This is a genomic window from Shewanella sp. 10N.7 (genome assembly GCF_020806285.1).
Taxonomy (GTDB): Bacteria; Pseudomonadota; Gammaproteobacteria; order Enterobacterales; family Shewanellaceae; genus Shewanella; species Shewanella electrodiphila.
In genome coordinates this window covers 51,265-74,340 of sequence record NZ_JAJGZS010000010.1, presented here as the reverse complement: position 1 = coordinate 74,340, position 23,076 = coordinate 51,265, and the positions used below count along the sequence as shown (strand labels likewise).

24 protein-coding genes are annotated in these 23,076 nt (G+C 40.8%); 22 read left to right on the top strand and 2 right to left on the bottom strand.

Annotation, left to right across the window (positions count from 1 at the left end):
• Window positions 1-32 precede the first annotated feature (32 nt).
• From LMH66_RS08360 to LMH66_RS08255, 22 genes are all read left to right on the top strand, one after another.
• Window positions 33-1,631 (top strand): flagellar hook-length control protein FliK, encoded by a 1,599-nt coding sequence (locus LMH66_RS08360; RefSeq protein WP_229369245.1) that lies wholly within the window; start codon window positions 33-35, stop codon window positions 1,629-1,631.
• Window positions 1,632-1,729: 98 nt separating this feature from the next.
• Window positions 1,730-2,254 carry a flagellar basal body-associated protein FliL gene (fliL, locus tag LMH66_RS08355; protein ID WP_229369244.1) on the top strand — a complete coding sequence of 175 codons (525 nt, stop codon included), beginning with the start codon at window positions 1,730-1,732 and terminating at the stop codon, window positions 2,252-2,254.
• Between the two features lie 27 nt (window positions 2,255-2,281).
• On the top strand, window positions 2,282-3,307 hold the full coding sequence (fliM, locus tag LMH66_RS08350; RefSeq protein WP_102529017.1) for a flagellar motor switch protein FliM: 1,026 nt from the start codon (window positions 2,282-2,284) through the stop codon (window positions 3,305-3,307).
• 6 nt (window positions 3,308-3,313) lie between these two features.
• Window positions 3,314-3,703, top strand: a complete 390-nt coding sequence (gene fliN, locus LMH66_RS08345) for a flagellar motor switch protein FliN (protein WP_229369243.1) — start codon at window positions 3,314-3,316, stop codon at window positions 3,701-3,703.
• 114 nt (window positions 3,704-3,817) lie between these two features.
• Window positions 3,818-4,177, top strand: a complete 360-nt coding sequence (gene fliO, locus LMH66_RS08340) for a flagellar biosynthetic protein FliO (RefSeq protein WP_420709411.1) — start codon at window positions 3,818-3,820, stop codon at window positions 4,175-4,177.
• A gap of 5 nt (window positions 4,178-4,182) precedes the next feature.
• Window positions 4,183-4,929 carry a flagellar type III secretion system pore protein FliP gene (fliP, locus tag LMH66_RS08335; protein WP_102529020.1) on the top strand — a complete coding sequence of 249 codons (747 nt, stop codon included), beginning with the start codon at window positions 4,183-4,185 and terminating at the stop codon, window positions 4,927-4,929.
• 12 nt (window positions 4,930-4,941) lie between these two features.
• Entirely contained in the window at window positions 4,942-5,211 is a 270-nt protein-coding gene (gene fliQ / locus LMH66_RS08330) for a flagellar biosynthesis protein FliQ (RefSeq protein WP_229369241.1), read from the top strand.
• A 4-nt stretch (window positions 5,212-5,215) separates the two neighbouring features.
• Window positions 5,216-6,022: a flagellar biosynthetic protein FliR gene (gene fliR, locus LMH66_RS08325; RefSeq protein WP_229369239.1), complete on the top strand. Its 807-nt coding sequence runs from the start codon at window positions 5,216-5,218 to the stop codon at window positions 6,020-6,022.
• Between the two features lie 7 nt (window positions 6,023-6,029).
• The gene (gene flhB, locus LMH66_RS08320; RefSeq protein ID WP_229369237.1) at window positions 6,030-7,160 is read left to right on the top strand and encodes a flagellar biosynthesis protein FlhB; all 1,131 of its coding nucleotides are present in this window, start codon (window positions 6,030-6,032) and stop codon (window positions 7,158-7,160) included.
• Between the two features lie 116 nt (window positions 7,161-7,276).
• A complete protein-coding gene (flhA, locus tag LMH66_RS08315) occupies window positions 7,277-9,376 on the top strand; it encodes a flagellar biosynthesis protein FlhA (RefSeq protein ID WP_102529024.1) in 2,100 nt (699 codons plus the stop codon).
• A 30-nt stretch (window positions 9,377-9,406) separates the two neighbouring features.
• Window positions 9,407-10,792 carry a flagellar biosynthesis protein FlhF gene (flhF, locus tag LMH66_RS08310; RefSeq protein WP_102529025.1) on the top strand — a complete coding sequence of 462 codons (1,386 nt, stop codon included), beginning with the start codon at window positions 9,407-9,409 and terminating at the stop codon, window positions 10,790-10,792.
• A 4-nt stretch (window positions 10,793-10,796) separates the two neighbouring features.
• A complete protein-coding gene (locus LMH66_RS08305) occupies window positions 10,797-11,678 on the top strand; it encodes a MinD/ParA family protein (RefSeq protein ID WP_102529078.1) in 882 nt (293 codons plus the stop codon).
• Entirely contained in the window at window positions 11,671-12,390 is a 720-nt protein-coding gene (locus tag LMH66_RS08300; RefSeq protein ID WP_102529026.1) for an RNA polymerase sigma factor FliA, read from the top strand. Before LMH66_RS08305 ends, LMH66_RS08300 begins: the two co-directional genes overlap by 8 nt.
• Window positions 12,391-12,433: 43 nt before the next feature.
• The gene (cheY, locus tag LMH66_RS08295; RefSeq protein ID WP_080916243.1) at window positions 12,434-12,817 is read left to right on the top strand and encodes a chemotaxis response regulator CheY; all 384 of its coding nucleotides are present in this window, start codon (window positions 12,434-12,436) and stop codon (window positions 12,815-12,817) included.
• Between the two features lie 14 nt (window positions 12,818-12,831).
• Window positions 12,832-13,569, top strand: coding sequence for a protein phosphatase CheZ (locus LMH66_RS08290; protein ID WP_229369235.1), 738 nt, complete (start codon window positions 12,832-12,834; stop codon window positions 13,567-13,569).
• Window positions 13,570-13,585: 16 nt separating this feature from the next.
• Window positions 13,586-15,847 carry a chemotaxis protein CheA gene (locus LMH66_RS08285; protein ID WP_229369233.1) on the top strand — a complete coding sequence of 754 codons (2,262 nt, stop codon included), beginning with the start codon at window positions 13,586-13,588 and terminating at the stop codon, window positions 15,845-15,847.
• 24 nt (window positions 15,848-15,871) lie between these two features.
• Window positions 15,872-17,050: a protein-glutamate methylesterase/protein-glutamine glutaminase gene (locus tag LMH66_RS08280; RefSeq protein WP_229369231.1), complete on the top strand. Its 1,179-nt coding sequence runs from the start codon at window positions 15,872-15,874 to the stop codon at window positions 17,048-17,050.
• Window positions 17,043-17,507: a membrane anchored protein in chemotaxis locus gene (locus LMH66_RS08275; protein ID WP_229369229.1), complete on the top strand. Its 465-nt coding sequence runs from the start codon at window positions 17,043-17,045 to the stop codon at window positions 17,505-17,507. The genes LMH66_RS08280 and LMH66_RS08275 overlap by 8 nt, the downstream gene beginning before the upstream one ends.
• A 30-nt stretch (window positions 17,508-17,537) precedes the next feature.
• Entirely contained in the window at window positions 17,538-18,329 is a 792-nt protein-coding gene (locus LMH66_RS08270) for a ParA family protein (RefSeq protein ID WP_229369227.1), read from the top strand.
• Entirely contained in the window at window positions 18,313-19,386 is a 1,074-nt protein-coding gene (locus LMH66_RS08265) for a chemotaxis protein CheW (protein WP_229369225.1), read from the top strand. The genes LMH66_RS08270 and LMH66_RS08265 overlap by 17 nt, the downstream gene beginning before the upstream one ends.
• 8 nt (window positions 19,387-19,394) lie before the next feature.
• Complete coding sequence (locus tag LMH66_RS08260; RefSeq protein WP_102529032.1) at window positions 19,395-19,889, top strand: chemotaxis protein CheW; 495 nt, start codon at window positions 19,395-19,397, stop codon at window positions 19,887-19,889.
• Window positions 19,890-19,996: 107 nt separating this feature from the next.
• On the top strand, window positions 19,997-20,395 hold the full coding sequence (locus LMH66_RS08255; RefSeq protein ID WP_229369224.1) for a DUF2802 domain-containing protein: 399 nt from the start codon (window positions 19,997-19,999) through the stop codon (window positions 20,393-20,395).
• Window positions 20,396-20,425: 30 nt separating this feature from the next.
• On the opposite strand, the gene LMH66_RS08250 is transcribed toward LMH66_RS08255, so the two are convergent.
• Both LMH66_RS08250 and LMH66_RS08245 read right to left on the bottom strand, forming a co-directional pair.
• Window positions 20,426-20,725, bottom strand: coding sequence for an EscU/YscU/HrcU family type III secretion system export apparatus switch protein (locus tag LMH66_RS08250; RefSeq protein ID WP_102529034.1), 300 nt, complete (start codon window positions 20,723-20,725; stop codon window positions 20,426-20,428).
• Window positions 20,726-20,751: 26 nt separating this feature from the next.
• Window positions 20,752-22,836 (bottom strand): hypothetical protein, encoded by a 2,085-nt coding sequence (locus LMH66_RS08245; RefSeq protein WP_229369223.1) that lies wholly within the window; start codon window positions 22,834-22,836, stop codon window positions 20,752-20,754.
• Window positions 22,837-23,076 lie beyond the last annotated feature (240 nt).

Sequence of the window (23,076 nt, the reverse complement as noted above, 5' to 3'; positions counted from 1 at the left end):
TTCGTTATGAGTGATGTTGAGTGGAGTTTGTTATGCAACAAATGAGCAGTATTTTATTGGGGAATAGTGGCAAAACCACCAATTCGCAGGTTTCAGGAACCGTGCAACTCGATGATAAACAGTCTTTTTTATCTGTCTTTAATCAAGCATCACAAGTGGATGTAGATAAAACTAAGCTCAGTCTAAATACTAATGAACAACCAGCTAGTATCGATGCTCCATCGGCAGAAGGTTCGGATGTTGATCTTATTTTTGCTCAAATAGATTTAGCTGAAAATTTCGATACTCAGGCAGATATTGAAAAAAGTGGCAAAGACTTGCCGCTTGAATCTGAGTTGTCAGAGTTAGCGCTTTCTCAAGCCGATAGCGAATTAGTGTTAACTGAAGAGACTCAGCATTCAATTGAAAAGGGTTTATTGGTTAATGAGCTCGCAGTTGATGTTTTGCCGAAAGAAGCAGGAATTGACATAGGAATTGAAAAGGCTATTGAGACGGTTATTGATGATATTGATAAAGAGTTAGGTACCGAAATAAGTACCACTTCTTTTTTAAGTTCACTGAACACTGAGCAACTAGATGCATTGACTCAATTTTCTTCGGTGAGTGAACAAGATCTTGCCGCCTTAAGTGCTGTTGAACTGAACAAACTAATTAATGGCTATAATCAACAAATCAACATCACTGATAACCAAGCCTTACCTTTGTTAATCGATGGGAAACTCAATAACCAGACAGCAACAATCCCTGTTGCAGAGGCCAATGCTGATTTAATTACTGCTGAAAAAGCTAAGCTTGCTAACTCAACATCTAATATCGCAAATAGTGTCCAAAGTGATGCGAATGCCACTGATACAGCTAACAATATTGCCGCTTCAGCTCAGGTTGCCAATGCTGAGAAAGTTGCGGCTGATTCAAAAGTCATAGCTGATACGAATAAACTAGCTAAGAACGAAGATAAAGAAAGTGCCCCTGTGAATCTTAGTAAAGCCGAGATAAGTGTGGCATTAGATAAACCAACCTCCAAAGTCGCCTTTAATAATGCCATGGTTAATGCAGCAGCTAACTCAAGTCAATCAACACTTGCTGAACTAGGGCAAGAGAGTGAAACGATAGATGTAAAAGCACTACAAAATCAAAGCAGTTTTACACCACAGCACAAAAGTGATGTACCTCAATTTCAACTTTCGTTACGTCAAGGGGCTGAGTCCGTAGTGCAAATGCAGGATATGATTCAAAAGTTTGCACCTGTAATGAAACAACAACTTATCACTATGGTTGGACAAGGCGTTCAGCATGCTGAAATTCGTCTAGATCCAGCCGAGCTTGGGCACATGGTAGTAAAAGTTCAAGTTAACGGTGAGCAAACTCAAGTACAGTTCCAAGTAGCTCAATCTCAGACAAAAGACCTCATTGAGCAAGCGATTCCAAAATTGAGAGAAATGCTGGCTGAAGAAGGATTACAACTTGCTGATAGCCATGTATCTCAAGATGGCGAAAGCCAGAAAAAATCCGAGTATGATGAACAAAACAGCAGTGGCGAGAATATGCTGGATGAAATTTCAGCACAAGAACTCGAGATTGCTACAAAACATGCAAAGAGTAGCAATTCAGCTATAGATTATTACGCCTAAGTCGGTAATCTATAGCCATTACGTTAATGCAGTCAAAGCCCTGTAATAATTGAGATGAGATTATTACCAATGTGGCAGCACATAAAATGGAATAAATGATGGCTGAAGAAGAATCTCTAGAGTTAACAACAGAAAACCAACCTAAAAGTAAGAAAAAGCTGATTATCTTTATTGCTATCGGTGTCGTCGTTATTGGTCTGATTGCAGGCGCGGCATTATTTTTTCTAGGAGGCGAAGAGGAGTCAATTCCTGCAACTCCTGGTACTGCAACTTCAGCAGAAGCCGAAGTTGATGAATCTAAAAAAGGCAAGGCTAATTATGTCGGCATGCCGAGGCCATTTTTGTTTAACCTTCCTGGGGTTGATCGAGCTCGCTTAGTGGAAATAAAAGTACAATTGATGGTACGTGGCGATGATGGTCAAACTGCGAAAATGCACATTCCATTAATTGAAGATGCTTTATTAACCACGTTTAGTGCTGCAGATGTACAAAAGCTAAGTACTCAGGCTGGTAAGGACGAACTAAGACAATTAGCGCTACTTAATGTGCAAAATACACTACAACCTGTAGCTGGCCGCAAAATAGTAGAAAAAGTACTATTTACTGGTTTTGTGATGCAATAACACCAGTGAATAAGACAAGGTGATAATGTGAGTGATTTATTAAGCCAAGACGAAATTGATGCGTTGCTTCACGGAGTCGATGATGTTGATGAGGATGACATTAACGACGGTGAGGATACTCGTGTCTATGATTTCTCCTCTCAAGACCGCATCGTTCGTGGACGAATGCCGACGCTGGAAATTGTAAATGAGCGTTTTGCCCGCCATTTACGAATTAGTATGTTTAATATGATGCGCAGAGCTGCTGAAGTGTCAATTAATGGCGTACAAATGCTTAAGTTTGGCGAATATGTCCATACATTATTTGTTCCTACTAGTCTTAATATGGTGCGTTTTAGCCCACTTAAAGGGACTGCCCTGATTACCATGGAGGCGCGTTTAGTCTTTATTTTGGTAGACAACTTCTTTGGTGGTGATGGTCGTTTCCATGCAAAAATTGAAGGCCGTGAATTTACGCCAACAGAAAGACGTATTGTTCAATTATTGCTGAAAATTATTTTTGAAGATTATAAAGATGCTTGGGCTCCAGTCATGGATGTTGAATTTGAGTATTTGGATTCAGAAGTCAACCCGGCTATGGCGAACATTGTTAGTCCGACGGAAGTTGTGGTGATTAACTCTTTTCATATTGAAGTTGATGGTGGCGGTGGTGATTTTCATATCACTATGCCTTACTCGATGATTGAACCTATCCGTGAGTTACTTGATGCGGGTGTTCAAAGTGATAAGCAAGATACTGACATGCGTTGGGGACAAGCCTTACGTGATGAAATTATGGATGTGCAAGTCGGTATTGATGCCAATATCATTGAGCATGAAGTCAAACTTCGTGATGTCATGGAATTCAAAGCAGGGGATGTTATACCGATTGAATTACCTGAGCACATCATGATGCGAATTGAGGATTTACCCACTTATCGATGTAAATTAGGTAAATCTAGAGATAACTTAGCGTTGAAGATCAGCGAGAAAATTCCTCGTCCTGAGACAGCTAAATCAGAACTACAGTTAATTACGCGCAAAGGTAAAGCGCGTGATATTTCAGAATTATAAGGTGACATGATGAGCGATGATACTGACGATTGGGCTGCGGCAATGGCAGAGCAAGCACTTGAAGAGGCCAATGTTGCCGAACAAGTAGAACTCGACGAGCTCGTAGATGATTCAAGCCCTATTTCTCAAGCAGAAGCTGATAAACTTGATAGCATCATGGATATTCCTGTGACAATCTCGATGGAAGTCGGGCGCAGTTTTATCAGTATTCGTAATCTACTGCAGTTGAATCAAGGTTCAGTAGTGGAATTAGACAGAGTGGCAGGCGAACCTCTAGATGTAATGGTAAACGGCACTTTAATTGCTCATGGTGAAGTGGTTGTGGTCAATGATAAGTTCGGTATTCGTTTAACGGATGTCATTAGTCAAACAGAACGAATCAAAAAGCTAAAGTAAAATAATTTCAAATTATCAGTTAAGGGTTCATTTGTGCTAAATGCAGTTAGTCTATTCGTGGTGGCAAGTTCTGCCGTCACTGAAGCGTCAAATTCAGAATCAGCCAATTCAGAAATAGCCATCCGTGGTGCTGAAACATCGAATATCGCTGCATTATCAAGCATGATGGGTGGGCTGATCCTTGTTATCGCCATTATTTTTGTATTAGCTTATATCGTTAAAAAGCTTAACTTGGTTCAATCAAATCAGGGGGTGATAAAAACTGTTGCGATGACCCCTTTAGGCCAAAAAGAAAAAATTGTTTTGATTGAATTAGAAGGGCAACAGTATTTACTCGGCGTTACTGCTCAGCAAGTGAATTTGATTGAAAAGCTCGATACGGCTGTTAATGTCGAAACGACGTCTTTTGCTAGCAGGTTAAAGCAAGCCAAACAGCAAGCCAGTCAACAAGAAAAAGAGCAGGCTAAGGAATAGCAATAATGAAAAAGTGGATAGTGTTAGTCTTATTTGCCGCTGTTTTTTTTACGCCATTGAGTTTTGCTGAAGATGGGATATTAAAAGCCGTTACGGTTTCAACCGGTGCTGATGGTAGTACAGAGTATTCTGTAACAATGCAAATATTGCTGCTGATGACGGCAATGAGTTTTATCCCTGCAATGGTGATAATGCTCACTTCGTTTACGCGGATCATTGTAGTGCTATCTATTTTGCGTCAAGCTTTGGGGTTACAGCAAACACCATCTAATCAAGTACTCATTGGTATGAGTATGTTCATGACATTCTTTATTATGGCGCCAGTATTTGATCAAATTTACGATCGAGCTGTAGAGCCTTATATCAATGAATCTTTAACAATGCAGCAAGCCTATGAAGTCGGTAAAGAGCCGCTGCGTGCATTTATGTTATCTCAAGTCAGAACCACAGATTTAGAAACCTTTATTGAAATTTCCGGCTACACCAATATTGCGTCGCCAGAACAAGCGCCAATGAGTGTATTGGTACCTGCTTTTATTACCAGTGAATTAAAAACTGCATTCCAAATTGGCTTTATGTTATTTGTGCCATTTTTAGTTCTTGATTTAGTGGTTGCGAGTATTTTAATGGCAATGGGTATGATGATGTTGTCGCCGATGATTGTGTCACTCCCATTTAAAATAATGCTGTTTGTATTGGTTGATGGTTGGGGATTGGTGTTAGGAACGCTGGCAAACAGTTTTGGTAGATAGGGAGCGTTACTGATGTCACCAGAGTCACTGATTGATATTTTTCGTGAAGCGTTATCTGTAATTGTCTTGATTGTATCGGCAATTATTTTACCTGGCTTATTTATAGGTCTGATTGTGGCTGTATTTCAGGCCGCAACTTCAATCAATGAACAGACATTAAGTTTCCTTCCTAGATTATTAACTACGCTATTTTCGTTGATATTTCTTGGCCATTGGCTAGTGCAAACCATGATGGATTTTTTTTACACTATGGTGAATATGATCCCTCAGGTGATAGGTTAGTCCTGTGGAAATTTTATTTGAAGAAATCAGTCGAACAATAGCCGCATATGTTTGGCCGTTATTTAGAATATCTTCAATGTTAATGGTTATGGCCGTTTTTGGTGCCAATACCACCCCAGCAAGAATTCGTTTGTTTTTATCTGTTGCGATTACTGTTGCCGTAGCACCTGTACTTCCAGCACCAGTTGATCCTATCGAGTTGTTCTCATTAAGTGCTGTGTTTATTTCGGCGCAGCAAATACTCATTGGCACAGCTATGGGGTTTGTGACAATTTTAGTGATGCAAACCTTTGTACTAACGGGGCAGATTATTGGTATGCAAACCAGTTTAGGTTTTGCTTCTATGGTCGATCCTAGTTCAGGTCAGCAAACACCAGTTGTAGGTAATTTCTTTTTATTGCTGGCTACGTTGATTTTTCTCGCCGTTGATGGACATTTGTTGATGTTTAAAATGCTGGTGGCGAGTTTCGATACTATCCCCATTTCAAATCAGGGTTTTAGCATTACTAATTACCGAAAATTAGCCGAGTTTGGTGGTTATATGTTTGGTGCGGCGTTAACGATGTCGATTTCAGCAATCGTGGCATTACTGCTGATTAACTTATCATTTGGTGTGATGACGCGCGCATCACCTCAACTGAATATTTTTGCCATTGGCTTCCCGGTAACAATGGTAAGCGGGTTATTGATTTTGTGGCTTACATTAGGGCCCATCATGTCTCATTTCGATGAGGTTTGGCTGCGAGGCCAATTATTGATGTGTGATATTTTGCAATTGACCTGTCAAATTGACGGCTCATTAACTCAGTAGGTTACTGATGGCAGAAGATACAGGTCAAGAACGCACAGAGGACCCCACCGCCAAGCGACTGCAACAGTCGCGTGAAAAAGGACAGGTGGCACGCTCTAAAGAGTTAGGTACAGCGGCTGTTTTATTAGCATCAGCTGTAGGGTTCGCAATCGTTGGGCCTAATCTTGCCCGAAGTCTGCACACTATCATGACACAAATATTGACCATGGAGCGGGATCAAATATTTGATACCAACTCAATGTTTCTGGTTTGGGGAGTGGTTGGCAATGAGCTTGCTTTTCCACTCATCAGTTTTATTGCATTTCTCGCCTTAATTGCTTTTATCGGTAATATCATTCTGGGTGGTATGACGTTCTCAGTTAAAGCTTTTATGCCCAAAGGCAGTAAAATGAATCCTGCTAAAGGGTTTAAGCGAATGTTTGGTACACAAGCTCTAGTTGAGTTGACCAAGGGCATCGCTAAATTTGCTGTAGTGGCTGTATCAGCCTATTTTTTATTGAGTTTTTACTTCTTTGAGATAATGACTCTCTCGACAGACCATCTACCTGGCAACGTTTACCATGCACTAGAGTTGTTAGTATGGATGTTTATTCTGTTATGTTCTTCAATGCTATTTATTGTGGTGATTGATGTGCCATTTCAAATATGGAATCACAATAAACAATTGAAAATGACCAAGCAAGAAGTCAAAGATGAATACAAAGACACTGAAGGTAAACCTGAAATAAAAGGCCGAATTAGACAAATGCAGCACGAGATGGCCAACAAAAGGATGATGTCTGAAGTACCAAATGCAGATGTTATTGTGGTTAACCCTGAACATTATGCTGTAGCGGTCAAATACGATGTTAGTCAGTCAGCTGCGCCTTTTTTAATTGCGAAAGGCATCGATGATGTCGCATTTAAAATTCGTGAAATTGCCAGAGAGCATGAAGTACCGATTGTGTCGGCGCCACCTTTAGCACGTGCTATATACCATACGACGAAAATTGACCAACAAGTGCCTGAAGGGTTATTCACTGCAGTCGCACAAATCTTGGCATATGTATTCCAGCTCAAGCAGTATCAAAAAGGTAGGGGCAAGCGACCTAAGCCCGTGCCAATCAATCAACCTATCCCTGATGATTTAAAACACTAAATCGTTTACAAAACCTTCAATTAACCCAGCGGCCCTTTTGAAACTATTCTTTTGGCTTAGTAATTGCATTTTACTGTTGTCAGCGTCAAGAATATTACTATAAAGGTTTCCTACTGATGGATGTAAAAGCAGCATTAGGTCAAGTTAAACAAGTTAGATTAAGTACTTTTAAAGGTATAGGTACGCCATTATTAGTGCTTGCAGCACTCGGTATGGTGGTTTTGCCCATGCCTGCCTTTTTGTTGGACATCTTGTTTTCATTCAACATTGCTTTAGCACTCGTTGTACTGCTTGTTGCTATTTATTCTGATAGACCATTAGATTTTGCCGCATTCCCCAGCGTTCTGTTAGTCGCAACGCTACTTAGATTGGCACTCAATGTTGCCTCAACCCGAATCGTGTTATTGGAAGGTCATAACGGTGGTGATGCCGCAGGTAAAGTCATTGAAGCCTTCGGTTCTGTGGTTATTGGTGGTAACTACGCTGTAGGTTTAGTGGTTTTCCTGATTCTTATTATCATCAACTTTGCTGTTGTTACCAAAGGTGCTGGCCGTATTTCTGAAGTGAGCGCCCGTTTTACATTGGATGCCATGCCAGGGAAGCAAATGGCGATTGATGCCGATTTAAATGCTGGCACATTAACGCAAGATCAAGCTCGCGTACGCCGCGCTGAAGTGACCAAAGAAGCTGACTTTTACGGTGCGATGGATGGTGCATCAAAATTTGTTAAAGGTGATGCCATTGCGGGTATCATGATTTTGGTGATTAACATTCTCGGTGGTTTTGTGATCGGTATGGTTCAACATGGATTGGATTTTTCCAGTGCTGTAGAAATCTACACTTTATTGACCATTGGTGACGGCTTAGTCGCTCAAATCCCTGGGCTACTGTTATCAATCGCTGCTGCATTGATGGTGACTCGTCAAAATGAATCGGGTGATATGGGCGGCATGATGATAAGCCAGATGTTTGTCAGCCATAAGTCAATGGCGATAGCATCAGGCGTATTGTTTGTCATGGGTATCGTGCCTGGAATGCCTCATTTTGCATTCTTAACGTTCGCTTTTATTACAGCCTTTGCTGCATATATGATTTATAAGCGTAATAATGACAACAAAACCGCAGCGCTTGAGCAAGCGGTTAAAAGCCCAGCAGAAATTAAGGATGCAGAGCCTAAAGAACTCAGCTGGGAAGACGTTCAGCATGTCGATACTATCGGGCTTGAAGTGGGTTACCGCCTAATTCCGTTAGTGGATAAAGGTCAAGGTGGTGAGCTTTTAGGTCGCATTAAAGGTGTGCGTAAGAAATTATCACAAGAATTAGGTTTCTTAGTACCAGCGGTGCATATTCGCGACAACCTTGATTTATCTCCTAACTGTTATCGTATTTCGTTAATGGGAGTCGTGGTTGGAGAGGCTGAAGTTCGCCATGACTGTGAACTCGCGATCAATCCTGGGCAAGTGTATGGCAAGCTTGATGGCATTGAAACCACAGATCCTGCATTTGGATTAGAAGCTGTGTGGATAGCGCCAGAGCAGCGCGAACATGCTCAAACCTTAGGTTATACCGTGGTAGACACGGCAACAGTTGTCGCGACCCATATCAGCCAACTATTGACTAACAATGCGGCTAAATTACTGGGTTATGAAGAAGTACAGCAGTTAATGGATATGTTAGGTAAAAACTCGCCTAAGTTAGTTGATGGCTTTATTCCAGATATCATGCCATTGGGTTCTGTGGTTAAAGTGATGCAAAACCTTCTAAATGAAGGTGTTTCTATCCGTGATTTACGCACAATTGTGCAAACCCTGTTAGAATACGGTACAAAGAGTAATGATACAGAAGTATTAACCGCTGCAGTGCGTATTGCATTGAAGAGAATGATTGTTCAAGAAATATCTGGGCCTGAATTAGAGATACCTGTCATTACATTGGCACCAGAGTTGGAACAGATGTTGCACAAGTCTATGCAGGCGACAGGCGGTGAAGGGCCAAATATCGAACCAGGCCTTGCAGAACGCATGCAGAAGTCATTATTAGACGCTTCTCAGAAGCAAGAAATGGTTGGACAACCAGCCATTTTATTGACATCAGGTATGCTAAGGTCAACGCTGTCACGATTTGTTAAATATACTATCCCGAATTTACGGGTTATTTCTTACCAAGAAATACCTGATGAAAAGCAAATACGCATAGTATCTGCGGTAGGGCAATAGCGATGACTTTCTGTTTGAAAGAGGTGCGTAGTGAAAATTAAACGATTTTTTGCCAAAGACATGCGTTCAGCATTAGCTCAAGTGAAAGAAACCTTGGGATCTGATGCCGTTATTATGTCGAATAAAAAAGTAACGGGTGGAATAGAAATCGTTGCGGCAGTTGACTACGATGAACCTAAAGCGGACGTCGCTGTAAATTCACCTGTACCTGGTTTTATGAATGTCAGTGATGATCAAGTCTCACTAGGGCAAAATAAGCCAACAGTGAAAGCGCAAACTAAGGTAAGCCCACCTCCTGCAGCTGATTCACTGCAAGCGTTACTCGAAAAGCAGCATAATCGTTTGCAACAGCAAATGTCGCAGCGAGTCGAAGAGCCTGAGTTACCAGATTGGGCCAAACAATTACAAGATACAAAAACAGCGAAAGTTGAGCCTAAAATTGAACAACAGCAATTTGCTCAACCAAGAACATCGAATAAAAGTCAGTCTGCTGAAATTGAAGCAATGCGAGAAGAAATGGCCTCTTTGCGTGGGTTGTTAACTCATCAAGTCTCTTCGTTAATGAAAGATCAGAAAAAGCGCACTGACCCCGTTGGGGCAATGCTAGAAAGTAAATTAATTAATGCAGAGTTTTCTCCTGCTGTAGCGGCGAAATTGGCAGGCTTAAGTCAGCAATATACGCCTGCAGATTTAGTGAGAGCGTTACCTCAGAGTTTAGCGAACTTATTAGATAACCAAGGTGATGATATTGTTCGTACTGGTGGCGTGGTGGCATTTGTTGGTCCAACAGGTGTTGGTAAGACGACTTCGCTGGCTAAATTAGCGGCAAGATTTGCAGCACATCATGGTCCAGAGCAGGTTGCACTCATAACTACAGATCATTATCGTATTGGAGCCTATGAGCAATTGGCAACTTATGGCAAAATAATGGGATGTCCAGTAAAACAAGCTCACGATCTTGCTGAATTAGAACAAATTCTCTACCAGTTTAAGAATCGTAAGTTAGTATTAATAGATACAGCTGGGATGGGGCAGCGTGATATGCGCCTTTATCAGCAGTTAGATGATTTAATGGCAAATACAAGAATACCGATTAGAAGTTATCTAGTTATGTCTGCAACCTCTCAAAGAAGAGTGTTACAAGATGCTGTTGAGCATTTTAAAAGAATCCCATTATCAGGGGTTATTTTGACCAAATTAGATGAATCGGTTTCGATTGCTGGCGCATTAAGTGTATTGATTCAAAATGGGTTACCATTAAGCTATATAACAGATGGTCAACGTGTTCCAGAAGATATGCAAGTTGCTGATACGCTTATGCTCGCAAAACAAGCGTTAGCAGCATTAAACGACACCAAACCTCAAACGTCACATGACACTGCGTGGTCAAATGACATGGCCTATGCATTCGAGTAACAATATGACCAGAGATCAAGCAAGTGGTTTACGTATGATGAATCAACCAAATAACGATAAAGTAAAAGTAATTGCAGTCAGTGGCGGCAAAGGCGGCGTGGGTAAAACCAGTGTGTCTATTAATACCGCTGTTGCGCTCGCTGAAAAAGGTAAACGAGTGTTAGTACTCGATGCCGATTTAGGCTTAGCAAATGTTGATGTGATGCTAGGTATTCGAGCTGAACGCAATTTATCCCATGTACTTTCTGGCGAAGCAGAGTTGGACGATATTATTGTCCGTGGCCCTAAAGGTATTGGCATTGTGCCTGCCACTTCAGGGACTCAAGCCATGGTCGAGCTTACACAAGCTCAGCATGTGGGCTTAATTCGCGCCTTCAGTGAAATGAAAACTCAATTCGATATCTTAATTGTCGATACCGCTGCTGGTATCTCGGATATGGTGCTGAGTTTCTCCCGTGCCTCACAAGATGTGTTGATTGTTGTTTGTGATGAACCGACATCAATAACCGATGCCTACGCCTTAATTAAAATCCTAAGTCGTGAACATGGCGTGTTTCGTTTTAAAATTGTGGCGAATATGGTCAGAAGTTTGCGCGAAGGCATGGAATTATTTGCCAAACTCAGTAAAGTGACGGATAGATTCTTGGATGTCGCTTTAGAATTAGTTGCTACGGTTCCATTTGACGAAAATTTAAGAAAATCAGTTCGTAAACAAAAATTGGTTGTCGAAGCTTTTCCTAAGTCACCTGCAGCGATTGCTTATCATGGTTTAGCGAATAAAATTATGAGCTGGCCTGTTCCTCAACAGCCAGGCGGCCATCTTGAGTTCTTTGTCGAACGATTAGTTCAACGTAAAGATCAACAAGAGGATTCAACGAGTGAATAAAGCCGCTGCGTATACTCAGTTTGATAATAAAACTTCAATTGTTGAACAGTATGCTCCGTTGGTAAAAAGAATTGCTCATCATATGTTGGCAAGGTTGCCAGCATCAGTGCAATTGGATGACTTATTACAAGCAGGGATGATGGGGTTATTGGAAGCATCATCGAAGTTTGATGGCAGTAAAGGGGCTAAATTTGAAACCTTTGCTGGCATCCGAATTCGTGGTTCAATGATTGATGAAATCCGCCGAGGTGATTGGGTTCCTCGTTCTGTACATCGTAACCAACGTCGTGTTGCCCAGGTTATTGATGAATTAGGACAAGAGCTAGGCCGTGATGCAAAAGATATTGAAATTGCTGAAAAATTAGAGATGACTCTTGAAGAGTATCATCATATTCTAAATGATGTTTCAGTGGGGAAGATCATCGGGATTGAAGATCTTGGTGTATCTGAAGATGTGATTGTAACAGCAGAGTCTACTCCTGATGAGAGCTTTGAGTCACTTGCTGAAATGCAATTTAAATCAGCACTATCTGAAGCAATTACAACATTACCCGAAAGAGATGCGTTAGTTTTGTCGCTATATTATGACGAAGCATTAAATTTAAAAGAAATCGGTGCCATTCTTGAGGTCAGCGAGTCGCGTGTTAGCCAGATATTAAGTCAGGCAATGCTGCGTCTTAAAGGCAAACTCAAGCATTGGACACAGGTATAATTATTAATATAGAGCACAGTGTATGAGCTCACCGGAGGAAACCTTGGACAAGAATATGAAGATTCTTATTGTTGATGACTTTTCAACAATGAGACGTATCATCAAGAACTTGTTGCGAGACTTGGGATTCAACAATACCCAAGAAGCAGATGATGGCTCAACCGCCTTACCAATGTTACAAAAAAGCGAATTTGATTTTGTTGTAACTGACTGGAATATGCCAGGCATGCAAGGTATTGACTTGCTTAAGGCGATTCGTGCTGATGATTCACTCAAGCATTTACCTGTGTTAATGGTAACAGCTGAAGCAAAACGCGAACAAATTATTGCTGCTGCGCAAGCGGGTGTGAATGGCTACGTAGTAAAACCGTTTACTGCTGCAACGTTAAAAGAAAAACTCGATAAAATATTTGAGCGTTTAGCATAAGCTAAGGATAAGTTATGCAGGCAGCAATATCAGGGCTGATCGATCTTGAACAAGCAAAGCAACTCGTTAAGCTGCTTGAAGATGGCCAACAAGAACAAGCTGATGAAGTCATTCGTGACTTATCAACGCCTCTTCAGCGGGATTTATTTGATGAAGTCGGAAAGTTGACACGTCAACTTCATAGTTCATTAAATGAGTTCCAAATTGATACCCGTTTAGCCGAACTTGCCAATACTGAAATACCTGACGCAAAAGAAAGATTAAACTTTGTTATCGATATGACAGAGCAAGCTGCAAATAAAACTATGGATGCAGTTGAAGAATGTTTACCTTTGGCCGATACAATAATTAATAACATTCAATCGGTCACACCCATGTGGGACAAATTGATGCGTAGAGACATCGCGTTAAGCGAATTTAAATCTCTGTGTCATGAGGTTCAACATATCATGTCTCATAGCGAGCATGACTCAGGTAGATTAAAGGAATTGCTTAATCAAATTTTGATGGCGCAAGATTTCCAAGATCTAACTGGCCAAATGATCCGTCGTGTTATTGATTTAGTCAGAGAAGTTGAGAGCAATTTAGTCTCCATGCTCACTATTTTTGGCGAAAGCGCAGCAGACTCAACACGGGTCGTTGATGACAATAAAATTGAAGCAGAAGGTCCCATCTTGAATGCTGAAACCCGTGAAGACGTGGTAACAGGCCAAGATGAAGTTGATGATCTGCTATCAAGTCTGGGTTTCTAATTAGGAGTCAAATTTAATGTCTTTTGATGTTGATGAAGAGATACTCCAGGACTTTTTGATTGAAGCTGGTGAAATTTTAGAGCTTCTACAAGAGCAACTCGTCGCTCTTGAAAATAATCCTGATGATGCTGATTTACTTAATGCTATTTTTAGAGGTTTCCACACCGTAAAGGGTGGTGCAGGTTTTTTAAGCTTGGGCCCTATGGTCGACGTTTGTCATGAAGCAGAGAATACCTTTGATTTACTGAGAACCGGTAAGCGTCAAGTAAACGCAGAGTTAATGGATATCATTCTCCAAGCTGTTGATGCTATCAATAGTATGTTTGAGCAAACTCAGCAAGGCCAGCCGCAAGATGATGCTGATCCCGCTTTACTTGAAAAGCTTAAGCTTTTGAGTTCTGGTGCGCCTCTTCCTTCTGAAATCTCTGAGACAGTTGTTGAGACTGAACCTGAAGTTGTGGAAGAGTTCATTGAAGCCATTATCGAACAACCTGTTGCAGCGGCTGAAGCTGAAGTTGTCTCCGATGCAGGAACTTCAGGTAGCATTGATGATATTGATGAAAGTGAGTTTGAAGCTTTACTCGATGCATTACATGGACAAGGGAAAAGCCCAACATCAGTCAATGATGAACCTGTTGCAGGTGTGACAGTAAATGCCACAAGTCCTACCAATGAAAGTGCTGCTAGCGATGAAATTAGCGATGATGAATTTGAAGCGCTTCTTGATGAGCTACATGGTTCAGGTGGATTTCAGTCAACGACAGCAAAAAATGAGCCTGCAGCAGTAGCTGAAGAGCCTAAAGTCGATGCTGATGACATTACTGATGATGAATTTGAAAAACTACTTGATGAGTTACACGGTAAAGGTTCTGCACCAGTAGCGGTCACGCCGCCTGTTGAGGCAAGTAAACCTAAAGCCGGCCCACCAAGTGAACCTACTAAAGCTGAGCCCAAAGCACCTGCTCCTGTAGCTAAAGCTCCTGCTAATAAAACTCCAGTTAATAAAGCGCCAGTTGCAACAGCGCCAGAGCCTGCATCTAAAGCTGTGCCCGCTACGAAAAAAGCAGAACCTGCGAAAACACAAAATGCAATGCCACAAGGTGAGACTACGGTTCGTGTAGATACATCTCGCTTAGACCAAATTATGAATATGGTTGGTGAGCTAGTATTGGTGCGTAACCGTTTGGTGAGTTTAGGTATTTCTCGTGATGACGAAGAGATGTCTAAGGCGTTGGCAAATTTAGATTTAGTGACAGCAGACCTTCAAGGCGCTGTAATGAAAACACGAATGCAACCAATCAAGAAAGTGTTTGGTCGCTTCCCTCGCGTTGTCAGAGATTTGGCACGTACGCTCAATAAAGAAATTGATTTGATCATGGTTGGTGAAGACACCGACCTTGATAAAAACCTTGTCGAAGCACTCGCTGATCCATTGGTTCACTTAGTTAGAAACTCAGTAGACCACGGTATTGAAATGCCGATTACCCGTGAAGCGAATGGCAAGCCAAGAACTGGTACCATTACCTTATCAGCCAGCCAAGAAGGCGATCATATTCTACTAAAAATTGAAGATGATGGCGCAGGTATGGATGCCAACAAATTAAAAGAAATTGCTATCAGTCGTGGCGTGTTAGACGAAGATTCAGCTGCACGCATGACGGATAACGAAGCTTATAACTTAATTTTTGCTCCTGGTTTCTCTACTAAAGTAGAAATTTCAGATATTTCAGGTCGTGGTGTTGGGATGGATGTGGTTAAAACCCGTATCACCCAGCTTAATGGTACTGTTCATATTGATTCCGTTCAGGGCAAGGGAACAATCTTAGAGATTAAAGTTCCACTCACATTAGCAATTATGCCGACTCTAATGGTAGATGTTGCTAAGCAGGTATTTGCTTTACCTCTTTCAAGCGTTAACGAAATTTTCCATCTCGATCTAACTAAAACAAATGTAGTAGATGGACAATTAACCGTTATCGTTCGTGATAAAGCCGTACCCCTATTTTATCTTGAGCAGTGGTTACATCGAAATAAAACTAACTTTATTCATGGTGATAAAAAGCAAGGGCATGTAGTAATTGTGCAACTTGGGACCATGCAAATTGGCTTTGTGGTTGATGCACTGATAGGACAAGAAGAGGTGGTAATTAAACCTCTGGGAAGCATGTTGCAAGGTACGCCAGGTATGGCTGGAGCAACAATTACTTCTGATGGCGGTATTGCACTGATTTTAGATGTGCCAGGCTTATTAAAATATTACGCTAAAAGTAAGAAGTAAAAGTTCCATTATTTAAGGAATTAAATGGCTACTAAAGTTTTAGTTGTTGATGATTCGAGTTTTTTTAGACGACGAGTCAGTGAGATTGTTAATCAAGATCCTGACTTAGAAGTTGTGGGTGTTGCCGTCAATGGTCAAGAAGCTGTTGATATGGCTGCTCAATTGAAACCTCAAGTTATTACTATGGATATTGAAATGCCTGTTATGGACGGTATTACTGCCGTTCGTAAAATCATGGCTGCCAATCCGACTCCAATACTGATGTTTTCTTCATTAACCCATGACGGTGCACAAGCAACGCTTGATGCATTGGATGCGGGTGCATTAGACTTTTTACCGAAACGTTTTGAAGATATCGCATCAAATAAAGATGATGCGATTAAGCTTTTACAGCAAAGGGTTAAAGCACTAGGCCGTCGTCGTCTATTTAAACCTGTGGCGAGAACAACCCCATCTTCGCTAGGATCTTCAACGACAAGCTCATCAGCGTCAAGACTGACGAATACGAATCTGAGTGGTGCGAATTCGGCACTTAAATCATCAATCACTCACAAGCTATCTACTGCTAATTCGACGACGAATCAGGGACATACTGCTTCAGTAGCTTCGATTCGGGCGAGCGGCAAGAAATACAAAGCTTTATTGATTGGCACATCAACGGGTGGTCCTGTAGCGTTACAAAAAATTCTGACAGCTTTTCCTGCAAATTATCCACACCCCATATTATTGATTCAACATATGCCTGCAGCATTTACACCAGCCTTTGCGAGTCGACTGAACAGCTTATGCAAAATTAATGTAAAAGAAGCCCAAACAGGGGATATGCTTAAGCCTGGTTGTGCCTATTTAGCGCCAGGTGGAATGCAGTTAATGGTTGAAAAAAGCGCTAGCTTAGGTCGCTTAAAAGTCATCGCCGGCAATGCTGATATGAACTATAAACCCAGTGTAGACATTACTTTTGCATCAGCATCAAAAGCTTTTGGTAGCGGTGTTATGGCGGTTGTGCTAACTGGCATGGGTGCAGATGGACGCGAAGGTGCTAGAATGTTAAAAACTGCAGGGGCAACTATTTGGGCTCAAGATGAAGCCAGTTGTGTTGTATATGGCATGCCTCAAGCTGTCGCATCAGCGGGTATTTCTAGTCATTCAATTGCATTAGAAAATATGGCAGAAGCGATTATAAAAGAGACGGCTCGTGGCTAGAGTAAAACAATCAATGACGACACAGCAAATGTTGCTGGTGTTTTTATTGGTTATTGCAGTGGTGTGCTTAGCGAGTTTATATTTTGATTTAGCGAAAAAAAACCGCGAACTTAATGCAGAAGTTATTGAATTAAAAGCATCCCAAGTATTGTTAATGGTACCGGATGAACAAGCAGAACAAATCGCGAATTGGTTAGCTAAATATCCTGAACAAACCAAAGCGATGGCCGCCAGAGCCGCAAAAGGTGAAGATATCACTATGGCATTTGGCCCTGGCACCGAGTTAATGAGTTCTGATACTGTTGAAAACTCTTCATCGAGTCATCAAGCATTAAATCCTGCACTTTCAAGTCAAGCTGTCACTGAAAATGCACAAGGTGTAAAAGTTATTACATTGCCACATGGTGGCATTAGGGTAACCACCCGAGAAACTGACACCGCTAATAAAAATAAATAGTGCGATTAATATTGAGTGGCGAGGCGTGATTTGAAAGTTTGGACAATAGCTAATCAAAAAGGTGGTGTGGGAAAAACCACGACAGTTGCCAGTCTTGCTGGTGCATTAGTTAAGCGTGGGAAGAGGGTATTGATGATTGATACTGACCCTCATGCTTCACTGGGTTATTATCTCGGTATTGATTCAGAGCAAGTTCCCAGCTCACTTTATGACATATTCCTGGCTCATAAAAACCTTACACTAGAAGGTGTTGAGAAACACATCGTGCCTACATCAATTGATGGGCTAGATTTAATTCCTGCTACCATGGCTTTAGCCACACTTGATAGAGCATTGGGACATCAAGAAGGAATGGGATTGGTACTTCGTAATGTCACCTTATTGCTTGAAGATAAATATGATGTTGCCATTATTGATTGCCCACCGATATTAGGCGTATTAATGGTTAACGCACTTGCAGCTAGCCAGCATATTATCATTCCTGTGCAAACAGAATTTCTAGCGATTAAAGGCTTAGAGCGTATGGTAAAAACAATGGGGCTAATGGGGCGTTCTAAAAAAACCTCTTATAGTTTTACTATTTTGCCAACGATGTTTGACCTACGCACAAAAGCTTCACCTACAGCGCTTAAGTCCTTAGAGGAAACTTATCCTGATACCTTATGGCCTGATGTTATTCCTGTGGATACTAAGTTTAGGGATGCCAGTTTAGCTCATGTGCCCGTATCTCACTTTTTCCCAAGCTCACGTGGTATGAAGGCGTACAACCGTTTATTGGATTTCTTGCTCGCGAAGGAGTTTAAGCATGTCAAAATCGGTTGACGAGACTGTTTTTGATTTTTTCTCTGTTCTACTACAAGAGCCCACTAAAGAGGTTCAAACACCGGCTGAAGATAAGCCAGTACCAATAGCGTCGAACAGTAATTCGGTTAGTTTAAAAAAACAACACAGTAAAACATTCAAAAAACCAAATATAAATAATAGCTTGGGTGCGGTGGTTAAAAAAGTGGCTCCTCAGCAGCAAGAAGTCAAAAAAGCGTTTGCTGAGCCTCAAGTCGATAAAGCTGCACTTTCCAAATTGTTGTCGGCTGTGTCAAAGCCAGAAGTTAAGCAATCTGAAAGCAAGCCTATACACATTGGCGAAGTCGATTCTGCGGCGTCTGATAAGTCGGCGCAACCAGTTCAAGATGAGATTAAATTAAAAGCTCAGCAGGTTAGATTGCAACTTGAGAAAGCCGTTGTTCAAGAGTCAGCGGTTGATGACGTTAAAATTATATCTTCGCAAAACAATAAAGAACCTGAAATATCAGCCGATATAAGCTTTGATAAAGCTGAAGTTAATGTCAGTGAAGTTGAGCTTAATGTTGAAGAACAACAGAAATCATCAGTACCACCCAGTATTACGGGAAATTTACAAGATGTCCTGGATGATGAGTTTCAAGTTTTATTTTTCAATGTTGCGGGGTTAACCCTAGCTGTACCATTGGTAAGTTTGGGTGGTATTGTTAAAATAGAACATATAAATCATTTGATTGGCCGCCCTAATTGGTTTTTAGGTGTGCAAACTCGACGTGAACAGAAAGTGAATGTTGTTGATAGTTGCCGCTGGGTAATGCCTGAAAAATATACTCAAGAATTGGCTGACAGTATAGATTATCAATATCTAGTGATGCTTGAAGACAGTAACTGGGGGCTCGCATGCGAATCCTTGGTGAATGCAGTAAGAATAGATAAATCACACGTAAATTGGCGTGAAAAACCTGGTAAGCGCCCTTGGCTTGCTGGTGTAGTAAAAGAACAAATGTGTGGTATTTTGAACGTGCAAGCGCTTATCGAAATGCTAGATGCAGGATTAGGTTGTCAAGATTCGATTGACTGAGGTTATTTATGACAGACTCAAGAAATGTTGCAGCTGTCGCTGCAGGTAAAGAAGATGTAGTACTACAATGGGTAACATTTAAGCTAGATAATGAAACCTATGGTATTAACGTAATGCAAGTTCAAGAAGTGTTACGTTATACCGAAATAGCGCCAGTGCCAGGTGCACCTTTATATGTACTAGGTATTATTAATCTTCGTGGTAATGTCGTTACCGTCATTGATACTCGTTCACGATTTGGATTAGATGCAGCAGAGGTTGATGATTCCTCAAGAATTGTAATCATTGAAGCTGAAAAACAAGTTATCGGTATTTTAGTCGATAGTGTTGCTGAAGTGGTTTATCTACGCCGTTCAGAGATTGATAATGCGCCAAATGTCGGTACTGAAGAAAGCGCTAAGTTTATCCAAGGTGTAAGCAATCGAGATAACGAACTATTGATTTTGGTCGATTTAGACAAGTTATTATCAGATGATGAATGGGCTGAAATTACCCAGTTATAATGATTTTTGATTGTCGATGAAAGCCAGCATTATTTTTTGCTGGCTTTTGTGTTTTAATACCTTAAATTAAATCCGTTTGATGGAATTGGTATTACTAAGGAAAATAAATGTCGCAAGAGTTGCTCATTGTTATCGCTGTTTATGTTGTTAGTTGTGCAGTCATTTGGATGTTCTTTAGTAAAAAGACAACAAAACTTCAGAGCAAAGTTGATGCGTTAACTGTATTAGTTAAAGAAAACGATCGACAACGTGAAACCGTCAAAAAGGAACTACAAGAATTGCGCAGTGGCACAATTGGTGTAGGCCGACGAGTGGTAGAGCTTGAACAGAAAATAGGTAAACAGTCAGAGTTAATTGAAGAGGCAAGCCAGCAAGACCCTCAGTCAAAAATGTACTCTAGAGCGCTTAAGATGGTTGGGTTAGGTGCTGGAATAGAAGAATTAATGCAAGAGTGTGAGCTACCAAAAGCTGAAGCTGAATTGATTATTCGTTTACATAAAAAATAATGCCATTAAGCAACTTATACATTAGTGAATTTAGGCTTTGTCGATAATTTTATGGTGTAAGTTGTTCCATTGCTCAGGGAATTTACCATCGAGCATATAAACAAATGCAATAAGCTCTGCAATTAACGTGTAGAGCTCTTCTGGGACTTCATCACCGAGTTCGAGTAACTGTAAAAAGTGACTGAGATGCTCATCTTGATGAATATATACCCCGGCTTCTTTAGCTAATGAGATAATTTCTTCAGCCACCAAATCTTTGCCTGTTGCTGTAATCGTTGGTGCACTATTACCATCAAAACTTAATGCTACAGCCTTTTTTACGTCAGTCATCTTAAATACCTTAAATATCAATTTGGTTAAGCATTGGTTTTGACCAAGTAATGATCGCCAGGTAAAAGAGTGGGGGGGACATGGTCAACCAAGGTCGATATTTCTCTTGCTTGTAACCCAGCTTGTTGGATTTTATCCATTAAAGAGGCTTGGAATTGCTCAACCTTAGATAATACTTGGGTGTCATTACCTGTGAATGTGAGGTCTAAGTATTCCCCTTGTTTATGCGCCATAACTAGAATAGGTCCTTGGGCTAAATTAAACTTCAGCTGCAGGCGCCAGTTTTGTTGTTTGTCTTCATTATCTTCACCTGGTTGTTTTTCGAACTTCCCTTCTAGCTGCTCGTCTCTTTGCCCTATTGAATAGGGTAAAGCAAAATACCAAGTTAAGTTTTGGTTAGCATCACTGCTTTGTTGATAAAGCGAAATGCTACTAGCCAGTTTTCCCATTGATTCAAGGCTGCCTGCTTTATCTAAAGCCGATAATAGCTGCGGCGCAAGTGATGCAGGCTTGGCTATCTTTTGTTGCAGTTTTGCCATGTATGACTGTAATCGCGGGCTTATGGATGTATTGTTTGCTGTTAGTTTAAAACCGAGTAAAAGCTGAAATAATGTGGTAATAGCACCACCAGAAAGGTTGATATTAGCTGGCGTGGTTTGAGCCAGATTTAAACTCGTCAGACTTTTGAGTTCAGCTTTAAGTAATGAAGGATTGGCAAGTTCAGTTAACGGCGATAGATTCAAACTTGGGATCAGTTTTATAAGTTGAGATGCTAGGTTTTGTTGAACTTCACTAGTTGCCTTTTGTATTGGCATCGCTCCAGCTTTAGATAAGTTTTGATTCAATACCTCAAAAGGTGATTTAACTGTCCCCCCAGGCTTACGTAACTCAGACGTAAGGGGGCTTGGGTTGAGTTTTGAGATGAGTAACTTAACTTCGTTTACTTGTTTCTCAGCCAATACACTTTCGGGTTTTAGTAAGTTTTGATTAACCAGTGTTTGTAATTGTTTAAACTGACTTTTAGTTAAGCTGTTATGGCCATTGTTTTGATGTGCCAATTGTTGAATAAGTTGCTGGCTTAATTGTTCAAGGCGTTGAGCTGTGAAAGGCTGTTGTACAAGCGCATTGATATTTTGTGGTAATTGACGATTCAACTCGCTGGCAATTGGCTTATTTTCTACTAAATACGGGCTTTTTTCATTAACCAAAGGGATGCGTTCAAGGTTTTTTAAATATTGCGTTAATAATTGAACAGGTTCGTGTTTACTGAACACCATATTACTCAATTGTGGTTTAACTTGTGTAACAGGAACATTGTTTGTAGGGCTTAGTGACACATTGTCGATTAACTTTATTGGGCTCAAGCTTAGTTGAAGTTGACCAGCTAATTGAGTCACTGTAGCAAGGTTAAGCCCTGATGGGAGTTTAGTTAAAGGCGACACAATCACATTCGTGCCATTCTCGAACATTAGCCGGTTTGCATTTAACTCAACTAAAGGTAATGGGTACCCTTGAGGGCGTGTGGCTAATGCTAACAGTTGTTGCGATGTTACCCCGTTTGATTGTGCTAAGTTAACAATCTCTGTGGGTAGATTTAACTTGATGGCTTGAGACACTAACACCAATTGAGCTGAAAGCTGCTGGCTAGAAGTATTAATTTTGTGAGAAACGATGTTTTGAAGCTGACTAATACTGTCAGTACTCAACAGCCCCTTAGCACCCGTTTGGATCAGTTTGATTATTTGCTCATTGGCTTTAAACTGAAAGTTATTGCCTTCAATAGTGATAGAGACGATTGCAGGTCTTTGGTTAAAGCTATCATCCGTTTTAGATAAGTTGGCCGAAGTGCTTGGCGTATTAATAAGCATTTTAACGGGTAATAATACTGCATTGGCTGGCAATGTACTTGAGTTATCTTTAACAGGCGATTGAGCTACAGATGTTTGTTCAGCGGGGCTAGATACATTTGAATTAGTCCCTTGATAGTTGAGCTGCGCTGTTTTGCTATTTGTATTCACTGTCGATTTTAAGACATGAGAAGCTTGCGAGTCTAACTTTGAGGCTTTAGACGCCGGTTTGTCTGTCGATGCTGGCAGTTTCATTGATGTCATTTTAAATCTACTATCACCTTTAAATATGTTCTATTACAAATTAATTGTTGATCTATCAAGCTTCAGCAGTATTCTTAGCGATAATTACTTAACAAGACTTCCTGAGTGTAATTCGCTTAATACCAACCTTTATCGACTTACAGTAATCAAGCTTTAACGTTTTGGGTTAATTACTATTATTTGCAACTTATGGTTTATAGGTTTGCTCTTGGGTTAATCATTGAATCAATTTTCTGTATT